The sequence below is a fragment of the Paenibacillus sp. MMS18-CY102 genome, from assembly GCF_009789195.1.
Taxonomy (GTDB): domain Bacteria; phylum Bacillota; class Bacilli; order Paenibacillales; family Paenibacillaceae; genus Paenibacillus_T.
Map to the genome: position 1 here is coordinate 55,343 of NZ_WSTC01000032.1, position 11,764 is coordinate 67,106.

General features: G+C 50.2%; 10 protein-coding genes. 1 reads left to right on the top strand and 9 read right to left on the bottom strand.

What is annotated here, in order from left to right:
• Positions 1-21 precede the first annotated feature (21 nt).
• From alaS to cymR, 6 genes are all read right to left on the bottom strand, one after another.
• Positions 22-2,655: an alanine--tRNA ligase gene (alaS, locus tag GON22_RS20455; RefSeq protein ID WP_160397970.1), complete on the bottom strand. Its 2,634-nt coding sequence runs from the start codon at positions 2,653-2,655 to the stop codon at positions 22-24.
• 357 nt (positions 2,656-3,012) lie between these two features.
• The gene (locus GON22_RS20460; RefSeq protein WP_160397971.1) at positions 3,013-4,083 is read right to left on the bottom strand and encodes an AI-2E family transporter; all 1,071 of its coding nucleotides are present in this window, start codon (positions 4,081-4,083) and stop codon (positions 3,013-3,015) included.
• Positions 4,084-4,311: 228 nt separating this feature from the next.
• Positions 4,312-4,512, bottom strand: a complete 201-nt coding sequence (locus GON22_RS20465) for a hypothetical protein (protein ID WP_160397972.1) — start codon at positions 4,510-4,512, stop codon at positions 4,312-4,314.
• Entirely contained in the window at positions 4,509-5,060 is a 552-nt protein-coding gene (locus tag GON22_RS20470; protein ID WP_160397973.1) for a PRC-barrel domain-containing protein, read from the bottom strand. Before GON22_RS20470 ends, GON22_RS20465 begins: the two co-directional genes overlap by 4 nt.
• Positions 5,061-5,082: 22 nt before the next feature.
• Positions 5,083-6,228 carry a cysteine desulfurase family protein gene (locus GON22_RS20475; protein ID WP_160397974.1) on the bottom strand — a complete coding sequence of 382 codons (1,146 nt, stop codon included), beginning with the start codon at positions 6,226-6,228 and terminating at the stop codon, positions 5,083-5,085.
• A gap of 28 nt (positions 6,229-6,256) precedes the next feature.
• Complete coding sequence (gene cymR, locus GON22_RS20480) at positions 6,257-6,676, bottom strand: cysteine metabolism transcriptional regulator CymR (protein WP_160397975.1); 420 nt, start codon at positions 6,674-6,676, stop codon at positions 6,257-6,259.
• A gap of 245 nt (positions 6,677-6,921) precedes the next feature.
• On the opposite strand from cymR, the gene mnmA reads away from it, so the two are divergent.
• The gene (mnmA, locus tag GON22_RS20485) at positions 6,922-8,052 is read left to right on the top strand and encodes a tRNA 2-thiouridine(34) synthase MnmA (protein WP_160397976.1); all 1,131 of its coding nucleotides are present in this window, start codon (positions 6,922-6,924) and stop codon (positions 8,050-8,052) included.
• Positions 8,053-8,182: 130 nt separating this feature from the next.
• On the opposite strand, the gene GON22_RS20490 is transcribed toward mnmA, so the two are convergent.
• The 3 genes from GON22_RS20490 to GON22_RS26800 form a co-directional block, all read right to left on the bottom strand.
• Positions 8,183-9,532, bottom strand: coding sequence for a hemolysin family protein (locus GON22_RS20490; RefSeq protein ID WP_160397977.1), 1,350 nt, complete (start codon positions 9,530-9,532; stop codon positions 8,183-8,185).
• A gap of 335 nt (positions 9,533-9,867) precedes the next feature.
• A complete protein-coding gene (locus tag GON22_RS20495; protein WP_160397978.1) occupies positions 9,868-11,223 on the bottom strand; it encodes an Nramp family divalent metal transporter in 1,356 nt (451 codons plus the stop codon).
• 460 nt (positions 11,224-11,683) lie between these two features.
• Positions 11,684-11,764, bottom strand: a complete 81-nt coding sequence (locus GON22_RS26800) for an IS3 family transposase (RefSeq protein WP_087440906.1) — start codon at positions 11,762-11,764, stop codon at positions 11,684-11,686.

Genomic DNA, 11,764 nt, shown 5'->3' on the forward strand with positions numbered 1-11,764 from the left:
ATACGGCAGTGTCAATTATTACTATATCACATTTGATTGCGCAAGAACTAGTTCTTCCGCAAGTTTCAGTGCTTCGTCCAGCTTGGAAGCGTCTTTGCCGCCTGCTTGCGCCATATCTGGGCGCCCGCCGCCGCCGCCGCCGCATACGGCTGCAGCTTCCTTAACAAGCTTGCCCGCATTCAAGCCTTTTTTCACCAGATCAGGCGATACCGAAGCGACCAAATTCACTTTATCTTCCTGTGCTGCACCGAGAACGATAACTGCGGATGGCAGCTTCGCTTTGAGCTCGTCAACGATTCCACGAAGCGCGTCCATGCTTGGCGCACTAACGGCTGCCGTCAATACCGTGACATCGCCAACCGTCTTCGCTTTATCCGTTAATGAGCCCGCTTCAATGCGGCTGAGCTTCGCTTGGAGCGACTCATTGTCGCGGCCAAGCTCTTTTACTTGCCCGAAGAGCGCTTCAATCCGTTTAGGCACATCAGCCGTATTGGATTTGAGCAGGCCAGCAGCTTGCTTTAGCAGATCGAATTGCGATTCCATATACGCATAAGCATGGCGGCCTGTCACAGCTTCGATCCGGCGAACGCCCGAGCCGATGCCGCTCTCGCCGATCAGCTTGAACGTGCCGATTTGCGACGTGTTCGCTACGTGGCAGCCGCCGCACAGCTCAATGCTGTAGCCGCCGACTTGTACGACACGTACGACATCGCCATATTTTTCACCGAACAACGCCATTGCGCCCATCGCCTTCGCTTCTGCAATCGCTTTGCTCTCGATTACGACAGGCGTGCCAATCCAAATCTGCTCGTTTACACGGCGCTCGATATCAGCCAGCTCTTCTTCAGTAATCGCGCCAAAGTGCGAGAAGTCGAAACGCAAGCTATCGCTTTTCACGAGGGAACCTGCTTGGTTAACATGATCGCCGAGCACTTCTTTAAGCGCTTTGTGCAGCAAATGTGTAGCCGTATGGTTTTTCACGATATCCTCGCGCAGATCACGTGCCACGCTTGCTTGAGCGCTCTCGCCTAAGCGAATTGTGCCGCTCGCCACGATTGCATGGTGTACAGGCTGGCCTTGCGGAGCCTTCGTTACGTCCTCAACATTCAATACGAATCCATCGCCTTGAATCACGCCGCGGTCGCCGATTTGGCCGCCGCTCTCTGCGTAGAACGGCGTACGGTCCAGCAACACTAGCACGCGGCTTCCTTCGCCTGCGATATCAACGAGCGCGTTCTCGTGGATAATTGCTGTTACTTTCGCATTAACTGTCAGTTCGCTATAGCCGACAAATTCGCTCTTCGCTGTCAATTCGGACAACGCTCCACCCTGAACGTTCATGCCGCCCGATTCTTGGCGTGCTGCACGCGCACGTTCACGCTGAGCTTCCATTGCCGAATCAAATCCAGCGCGATCTACGCTCAGGCCGTTCTCGGACGCATAGTCTTCGGTTAAGTCGAACGGGAAGCCATAGGTATCGTACAGGCGGAATGCATCTTCTCCGCTAATTTCACTATTGCCCGCTTCACGCACTTGCGATACGAGCGCCCCCAGTAACGTAAGGCCATCGGACAGCGTCTCATGGAAACGCTCTTCCTCAGTACGGATAACACGCTCGATAAACTCGCGCTTCTCCACAACCTCTGGATAGTACATGCCCATTACATCCCCAACCACTTTGGTCAGTTCAAACAAGAATGGACGGTCGATGCCCAGCGATTTGCCGTAGCGAACCGCACGGCGAAGCAACCGGCGAATAACATAACCGCGCCCTTCGTTGGAAGGCAATACGCCGTCGCCTACTGCAAACGCTACGGTACGGATATGGTCGGCAATGACTTTCAGTGCCAAGTCATGGTCCGCATTCGTATGGTACGTCACGTTTGCAATTTCGCAAGTGCGGTCAATCATCGGACGGAACAGGTCCGTATCGAAGTTAGAATCGACATCCTGCAAAACTGTAGCAAAACGCTCAAGGCCAGCACCCGTATCGATGTTTTTATTCGGAAGCGGCGTGTAGCTGCCGTCTTTGTTATGGTTAAATTGCGAGAATACGAGGTTCCAAACTTCCAAGAAACGTTCGTTCTCACCGCCTGGCCAGCACTCTGGATCGTTGAGATCGCCATACTTGTCGCCGCGGTCGTAAAAAATTTCGGTACAAGGGCCGCACGGGCCTTCGCCAATATCCCAGAAGTTTTCGTCCAGCTTATAGATCCGTTCTTCTGGAAGGCCAATCTTCTTATTCCAGAACTCGAACGCTTCCGTATCTTCTGGATACACCGTTACAGACAGACGGTTAGGATCGAAGCCGAGCCATTGTTTTTCCGTCAGGAACTCCCAAGCCCACGTAATAACTTCTTCTTTGAAATAATCGCCGATGGAGAAATTGCCGAGCATTTCGAAGAACGTATGGTGGCGGCGCGTCTTGCCGACATTCTCGATATCGTTCGTCCGAATACACTTTTGCGAGTTCGTAATGCGCGGATTCTCAGGAACAACGCGGCCGTCAAAATACGGCTTGAGCGGTGCCATGCCCGCATTAATCCACAGCAACGATGGATCGTTGTGCGGCACGAGCGATGCGCTCGGCTCAATATGATGCCCTTTGCTCTCGAAGAAAGCAAGCCACTTTGAACGAATTTCACTAGCCTTCATAGGGAAACAACCTCCAACAATACAAGTAGTGTAAAAAAAACAAAAAAGCCCCTGTCATGAACAGGGACGAAGATCTCGCGGTACCACCCTGGTTATTGCCCCCACCGCAGCATTCATGCATACGGATCAACGGACAATCGCCTTAGCTGGACGATAACGGGTCCCACCGGTGAAGTTCATTCACTCTCCGAAGCCAGCTTCGGCCATTCTTCGCCATAGGACTCTCACAGCCATCGCGCAAGGTGCGCGAAGGAGTCCTTCTCTGGATGGTGGGCTATGGCTTACTTCGACTTCATCACGGATTTGAATCATATTCAAACATACTTGTCTAGAGTATACTGTCGTTACCTATGTCTGTCAAATCGTCTTTCGGCGTACGTAATAAGCAAACATATGCTGAACGACAACCTTCAGCGCGGCGAAAATTGGCACCGCCAAAATCATGCCCACAATGCCTGCTAATTCCCCTCCCACGAGCAATGCAAAAATGATCGAGAGCGGATGCATATGCAGCGTACGGCCGACCACTTGCGGCGACACGACGTTGCTTTCTAGAATTTGGCACAGCGTATTGACGACGACAACAAGAATCATCATTTTGAGCGAAATGGTGGCGGCCATTAACAGCGCAGGCGCTGCGCCGAAGAAAGGACCCAGATACGGAATAACATTCGTGATGGCGACAACAGCTGCGAGCAGAAGCGGATAGGGCATGCCAATGATCCAATACCCAATGTAAGCGAGGACGCCGACAATTAAACATACGATGAATTGACCACGGATATAGCTCCCTAATGCAGTGTCGATATCCTTGAGCAGGCGTACCGTCTGCTGGCGATGGCTCTTGGGCACATAGGTAATGACCGTCCGTTCAAAAACTTCGAAATCCTTTAGAATATAAAAAGCAAGGAACGGTATGATGAACAAAATAAATACAACGTTCACCATCGCTCCGATATTGTTAACGAAGTCGAAAACCGACTCGGACAATTTCTTTTCCATTTTGTACAGCGAATTGTTGATCCCCGACCGAATGCTCTCTGGCAGCAACGAGTTATTGTTTAGATTCTCTACAATATTCTGTGCACGAACGGTCAGTTCCGGCGCATGCCGGTTAAGCTCTTGCAGCTGCTCCATAAACATCGGCACAGCATTCATCAACACAACCGTAAGCGACCCGCAGAATACGGTATAGATCAACAACACAGCAACGGTTCGCGGCATTCGCCTAACATGCAGCAGGCTGACGATCGGATTAAGCACGTAGGAAATAATCATGGCGATGAAAAACGGTGCCAGCACGGCCCGCAGAAAAGCGTAAATTTCCATAAAAATCGGTTTGAGCTGCAGCAACATGAAGACAACAATTAGACCCAAAATCATATAAATTAACGTCCGGAATAGACGGCTATTCGTAAACCGTTCCAATGTGCCGCCTCCTTTCTTCACGGAAAATCCGCCACTTGAATTTCGCGTAGCTGTTGCAATCAGCACACAATAGCATATAGGCGGACTCGTACATTATATGTACAAGCGGCTATTATCATCCTTGCCTAAGCACAAAAAAACAAGCGACCTCATCGGGCGCCTGTTAGAAATAGAAAAAAGCAGGCAACCTAAGGCGCCCGCCCCAACTATCCGTGTGCACAGACGGCATTATCCGTTCGCGTGCATCTCCGGCATTTCCTCTTCAAAGAACAAATCATCAAGCGAACTCAATGTGCCGTCTTCCTCCACCTGATAAACGGACATTTTCTCACCGTTCACTGTCAGTTCGATGAAGCAGCCCCAACAATAAAATTGATGGGAACCGATTTTACCGATGTCTTTGGAGCTACAATTCGGACATCTCATCATCTTTCATTTCTCCCTATATTCGAATCGGAAGGCGCGACCGGCAACAACTGCATTTCACAATAGGCCGGAACAATAATCGCGTCTTCCCCGAGTTTTACGGTATCGAATGCTTCCGGCGCCCTCAGCCATTTGCGTCCTTCTAGCAAATCTGAGATAAATCCATCCGTTAATTCGTATCCTACTATCTGTGTACCCTGTATGGGCTCAAAATAAACATCCGACACACGGCCAAGTTGGGATCCTTGTACGGTAACGACTGGCATATCCCGCAGCTTTACTTGTCCGATCTGGAAGCAACGCCCAGTAGCTTTCTTATCCTTGGGAACAACCGCGTCCATTCCGTCGATCATCACAGCTTCCGTACCGCAGGAAGTGACCTTTCCCCATTGTACAATGGCGTCTTTGGAAAGAAGCCATTTGCCTGCGTCCACGATAATGCCCTGCATCGACCAATGCTCATCAAATAATGCATCCTTCACCTTGCCGGCTTGTTTGCCGGTATGTAGGTCAACTACTGGCAAGCCAATCAGTTGCTGCAATTTGATCACGCACGGAGAGCCTCCTCGCAACTTATTTACGAAGGCACCGGACAATCGTTTCAACAATTTGCCCTGCTTCGTCGAGTTCCTCTCCAGTATTCCCAATTCCGAAGCTGAATCGTATCGCGGTCATTAATCGTTCTTGGGACAGCCCCATTGCAGCCAGGACATGCGATCGCTCTAGTGAGCCTGACGTACATGCCGATCCGCCGGATGCGGCTATTCCTGCCATGTCAAGGTTCATCAGCATCGTCTCGGTGTCAATGCCTAAGAAGCTAATATTGACAATATGCGACAGGCGCACGGCTTGGTGGCCATTCACTGTTATCTGGCCTTCTGTCGCAGCTTGCATTCGCTCTATCCATTGTAGACGAAGCTTGTCCAGCAAAAGTTTCCGTTCCTGCATCGTTTGTACGGCAATTTCTAGCGCAGCTGCAAATCCAACAGCTCCAGCTACGTTTTCTGTCCCTGCCCTGCGTTTTCGCTCTTGTGAGCCGCCATGCGAAATGGCAGACAATACAACCCCCGTAGCTGCGTACAATGCACCGACACCTTGTGGGCCGTTAACCTTATGGGCAGAGAAACTCATCAGGTCAACAGGAAGTTGCGAAACATCGATTGGAATGGAACCCAAAGCTTGGACTGCATCCACATGAAAAAGCGCTCCACGCGCACGGACAGCATGGCCGATCTCAGCAATTGGCTGCAATGTCCCTGTCTCATTGTTCGCATACATGATGCTTACGAGGCCAGTCTGATCGGTCATCGCTTCACAAACGACATCAACGGACAATTGTCCGTATTCATCGACAGGCAACTCTGTCAACTGGAACCCTTCCTGTTCCAAAGCTCGACAGGCATGCAGCACCGCGTGATGTTCAGCAGCGCTCGTAATAATGTGGTTTTTGCCTTGTGCACGCATAGCGCGGGCTGCCCCGGCTATTGCTAAGTTGTCGCTCTCTGTTCCGCCGGAAGTAAAAATAAGCTCAGCGGGCTTGGCTCCAATCAACCGGGCAATCGTATCCCGCGAGCGATTCATATGTTGGCGTGCTGCTCGCCCATAACGATGCATGCTCGATGCATTGCCGGGACCTTCCATCATGATGGAAACCATAGCCGACGCGACTTCAGGGCGCATCGGCGTTGTCGCAGCATGGTCGAAATAATAGTTGCTCATTGCGATTCCTCAATTCTAACCGTACGCGTTAAATATAGAACATATAGTTGTCGAGCTGGCCTTCTTCCTTGAAGGTAACAAGATCGCCAAGTGTCGTCGAGTCCAGAACGCTTGCAATGCTATCGCGAATTCTCAACCACAGGTCACGCTTCGCTGGGTCATCCTCTTCCGTGAAATCGACAGGTGATATTGGCCCTTCCAACACGCGAATCACATCGCCTGCTGTAATTTGGTCTGCTACTTTAGACAGGATGTAGCCGCCATAAGCGCCTCGAACGCTCTTCACAAGCCCTGCATTCCGCAGTGGAGCGATCAGCTGCTCGAGATAATGCTCAGATAATTGGTTCTTCTCAGCGATGCTCTTCAGAGATATTGGCCCTTCACCGAATTTAGCAGCCAGTTCCATCATAATGGTGAGCCCATAACGGCCCTTCGTCGAAATTTTCAAAAAACGGCACCTCTTTTCCAGCGTCTAATGGTTCGTATAATGGATGACCGATTCGGTCCATTTAAATCATTGTATTCCCATATCATATATATGTTAGCACATCCGCACCGCTTCGGGTACATCTATCGTGACTTTATTATGAAATTATAAAGGCTTCGGTATAGGCAGACTCACATGTGGTGAAAAAGATGAGAAGGCGTGATACAATACATACATTCTTAAGGTTGAAAAGGTGGTAGGCCAGCATGGTCAAAACGAAAGCGGAGACACGCGTCGTCGTCGGCATGTCCGGCGGTGTTGATTCGTCGGTAACCGCGCTTCTGCTCAAGGAAGAAGGCTACGACGTCATTGGCATTTTTATGAAAAATTGGGATGATACGGATGAGTTTGGTCACTGCACTGCGGAGGAAGACGCTGAAGATGTCCGCCGCGTCTGTGACCAGATCGGCATCCCTTACTATACGGTTAACTTCGAGCAGCAATACTTTGATAAAGTATTTACTTATTTTCTCGATGAGTATAAACGTGGCAGAACACCGAATCCTGATGTCATGTGCAACCGGGAGATCAAATTCGGCGAATTTCTGCAAAAAGCGATCGATCTCGGCGCCGATTACCTCGCTACTGGCCATTATGCCCGCGTAGAGCGTACGGCAAACGGTGAGACGAAGCTGCTGCGCGGCGTCGACAGCAACAAGGATCAGACATACTTCCTTCACCAGCTCGACCAGTCGCAGCTCGCCAAGGCCATGTTCCCAATCGGTGATTTGCCCAAGCCGGAAGTTCGGCGGATTGCCGAGGCAGCAGGGCTTGCAACCGCAAAGAAGAAGGACAGCACCGGCGTCTGTTTCATCGGCGAGCGCAACTTTAAGCAATTCCTTAGCGGTTATTTGCCAGCCCAGCCAGGCCCGATGATCGACCTGCGCTCAGGCGAAACCAAGGGCCAGCATGACGGCCTCATGTACTATACGCTCGGCCAGCGCCAAGGGCTTGGCATTGGCGGATCTGGGAACGGCGAGCCTTGGTTTGTCGCAGACAAGGATCTTGAGCGTAACATCCTCTATGTCGTGCAAGGCGATTCGCACGCGAGGCTATACTCGGAGCGCTTAACGGCTGAAGGCATCAACTGGATTTCGCCAGACCGTCCGGAAGGCCCCATCGCATGCACAGCTAAATTCCGCTATCGCCAAGCTGACCAAGGCGTTACGGTAACGCTCGGCGCGGACGGTACAGCTGAAGTCGTATTCGACCAGCCGCAGAAAGCGATTACGCCGGGCCAGGCAGTCGTCTTTTATGACGGGGACATCTGCTTGGGCGGCGGAACGATCAACACGGTGCACATGGTAGATGAAGCGAGCTTTGCTTTACAGGCATAAGCTAAGATCAGCGCAACGCAACTAAAAAACCGAGATCGCGTTAACAGGCAGGAACAGGCCTGGCATACGCGATCTCGGCTTTATTTTTTATAAAGGAGTCAGGGCCATTACTGCTGACTTGCTCGCACGCTCACCCCAACTCGCTGCCAGGCTCCAGCTTCTCTTCTTCACTCGCGGATTGCTTACGGACCATAACACGCGAGATGCGCAGGTGGTCGGTTTCTTCGACGACGAACTCGTAGCCTTCATCAACAAGAACCCGCTGGTTGCGTTTTGGCGGAATTTCGATCTGCGAGTATAGCCATCCGCCTATCGTATCATAATCATCCGTCTCGATGCCCATTCCAAAATAGCTGTTCACTTCTTCAATAAGCATCATCCCGCTTATGGAATACGTATCGTCCTCCCGCTTCTCCAGCTCGGGGCGCTCCTCGTCGAACTCATCTTGAATCTCTCCGACGATTTCTTCCATAATGTCCTCTAAGGTGACCAGGCCCGATGTCCCGCCATACTCATCAATTAGGATGGCGATTTGCGTCCGCCGCTTCTGCATCAGCTTGAGCAGCATACTAATTTGCATCGATTCCGGCACAGTCGTCATCGGCCTTGTAATGATGCGAATATCTTTTAAATTTTGCGAAGACACCTTCAATATATCCTTAATATGAACAAACCCGATAATGTTATCTTTATCGGCGTCGCATACCGGATAGCGCGTGTGCATCTCCTTTAGTGCGATCGCCTTGTTTTCCTCAAACGATAAGTTCGCGTACAGGCATACCATTTCGGTACGTGGAATCATGATCTCCCTTGCATGCGTCTCGGCAAACTCAAAAATATTATCAACCAAGGTGAGCTCGGTATTGTCGATATGCCCGCTCCGATGGCTTTCCTTTACGAGAACACGAATTTCTTCTTCAGTATGTGCTGAGTCTTGCTCGGAGGCTGGCTCGATGCCGGCTAGCTTCAATAAGCGGTTTGCCATTCCGTTGAGCACCCAAATAAACGGATACATGATGCGGTGAAATAGAACGAGCGGTGCGGCGGTCCATAACGTAACGCTCTCAGCTTTGCGAATCGCAATTGTCTTAGGCGCTAACTCGCCCAGCACGATATGAAGCACCGTAATGAACGAAAAGGCGATAATAAACGCGACCGTATGCGTAAGCACTTCATTATTAAACCCTGCGCCAGCGAAAAAGCGTTCCAGCAAAGCAGCGATTGCCGGTTCGCCGATCCAGCCAAGACCGAGCGATGCGAGCGTAATTCCGAGCTGGCAAGCCGAGAGATAGCCGTCTAAGTTGCCCGTTAAGAGCGATGCGAACCTCGCCCGTTTATGTCCGCCAGACAACAGAGAGTCAATTCTGCTGCTCCTGACCTTGACCATCGCAAATTCCGCTGATACGAAAAAGCCGTTCATGGCAACCAACCACACAATCAGTACCAATTTCAACCATATCGGTAAAGGGTCACTACTCAACGAATCCCTGCCAATCGCATGCCGCCTTCAGGGCGATCCGATACGATGGCAGGCGCACCTCCTTTATTTTGTACAAATGTCACATTCGATCCTTATGTTAATCTTTAGCTTATTCGATAGACAATCGTAGCGTCAAACCGCTTCATCGTCCTTAATCGCTCTATTCGGCCTGTAATCCACTGTATTCGGGAAAGGACCTGTATTATGCACGTCATTCACATGTATCCTGCCATTTAGCGTAAATCACACCCTAATGTAAGGTATTATCATGCAAAAAAAGCCCCACGCAAGATTCGGCAGCAAGCCGGTTCCTGTGTGGGGCCATTGGCGTAACGTTAGCTAATCCATCCGCTTACTGTCTGGACGAGCAAATAAATGTTCAAGCCAGCTATCACGATTGCAACGATCCAAGCTGTGAGTTTCAACCAAAGCCGATTGGCGAACTCGCCCATCTTTTTCTTGTCGCTCGTAAACTTCACGAGAGGAATGACAGCGAACGATAATTGCAGCGACAAAATGACTTGGCTTAGGATTAGCAGATCAAGCGTGCCGCTATCCCCTACGATGCCGATAACGATGACTGCTGGCACAACCGCGATCAGCCGTGTAATGAGGCGGCGAAGCCATGCCGGGAGCCGAATGTTCAAGAAGCCTTCCATTACAATCTGCCCCGCTAGCGTTCCTGTCAGCGTTGCATTCTGCCCTGCCGCTAGCAGCGCAACCCCGAACAGTACGCTTGCTGCTGTCGTACCCAGCAATGGAGCAAGCATATGATACGCATCTTCGATCTCAGCGATGCCCGTATTGCCCGTCGTATGGAACGTCGCTGCCGCAATGATCAGTATCGCAGCATTGATGAACAAGGCAAGCGACAATGCAATCGTCGAATCAGCTGTCGCATAGCGAATCGCTTGGCGTTTGCCTTTGGGCGTCTGTTCGATCTGCCTCGTCTGCACAATCGAGGAGTGCAGATACAAGTTATGCGGCATGACCGTTGCACCGAGAATGCCGATTCCGATGTAAAGCATCTCTGGATTCGTGAACAATTCTGAACGTGGCGCGAAGCCTGCCAATACGCCGCCAGCATCAGGCTGCGCCCAAATGATTTCGATCAAGAAGCAGACGCCAATCGTGCCGATCAACGTAATGACAATCGCTTCAATATACCGGAATCCTTTGCTCTGAAGCAACAATACGACGAACACATCAAGCACGGTTATAAGCACGCCGTATAAGATCGGTATGCCGAATAGTAAATGCAAGGCGATGGCGGTGCCAAGCACCTCTGCCAGATCGCAAGCTGCGATAGCTAACTCACATAAAACCCATAACGCCATCGCGACAGGCTTGCTGTAATGGTCACGGCATGCTTGCGCGAGATCCCGCCCAGTCACAATGCCAAGCTTGCCCGCAAGGCCTTGAAGCAGCATCGCCATAAGATTAGAAAGCAAAATAACGAATAATAACGAGTAACCGAACATCGAGCCGCCAGCGATGTCCGTCGCCCAGTTGCCCGGGTCCATATAACCTACCGCTACCAAGTAACCGGGTCCAGCGAATGCCAGAAACTTACGGAACCATGAGCCGGTCTTCGGAATTTTCATAGAACGGTACACTTCAGGAAGCGAGTCTGCCGAGCGCTGCTTGCGCCAGCCTTGATCATGCATGGCTAATCCTGTTTCCTTCGCCATAACATTCACCTCATCTCAATATTTGTACTAGGCAAATGGTTTTGCGCTAGGTCAACTTTTATAGTAAAAAAAGGGATCCGACTTTAGTCTATGCACCAGAGTATGTGCGTGTGCCTACTTTTCATTGTATTCATACAAAAAAGTTTGTCAACTGCAACTTTTATGTAAAAAAAAGTGAATTTTTTTCATGTAACGTTCTTTGCCTTCTCAATAACACCTTTACAGTAAACGAATGAAATCGACCCTCATTTCCACATTTCCAACCTCTACGGATCTAGTGTCATTGGAAATATGTCGTGCTTGTTTAAATTAAAATTCCTTAGTATTGTGTAAACCGAAACTGTATTTTCAGTATTATTGTTTCTATATTAGGAGGACTAACCAAATAATTTCAAAAAAGAAGCTAGCTAAAATTTGAACTGCACCCCGTCAAGTAGACAGCACAAAAAATAAAAGCTAATTAAGCGGCCTTGGTCCTGAATTCCATTGGACTTAGGCCGTTTAGTTTTGCTTGTAGCCGTTCGTAATTGTAAAAGTGAAT

Excerpts from the sequence above, each read along its gene's own strand:
- alaS (WP_160397970.1), bottom strand. The coding sequence starts at position 2,655 with ATGAAGGCTAGTGAAATTCGTTCAAAGTGGCTTGCTTTCTTCGAGAGC.
- GON22_RS20465 (WP_160397972.1), bottom strand. The coding sequence starts at position 4,512 with ATGATGAGATGTCCGAATTGTAGCTCCAAAGACATCGGTAAAATCGGT.
- GON22_RS20475 (WP_160397974.1), bottom strand. The coding sequence starts at position 6,228 with ATGAGCAACTATTATTTCGACCATGCTGCGACAACGCCGATGCGCCCT.
- mnmA (WP_160397976.1), top strand. The coding sequence starts at position 6,922 with ATGGTCAAAACGAAAGCGGAGACACGCGTCGTCGTCGGCATGTCCGGC.
- GON22_RS20495 (WP_160397978.1), bottom strand. The coding sequence starts at position 11,223 with ATGGCGAAGGAAACAGGATTAGCCATGCATGATCAAGGCTGGCGCAAG.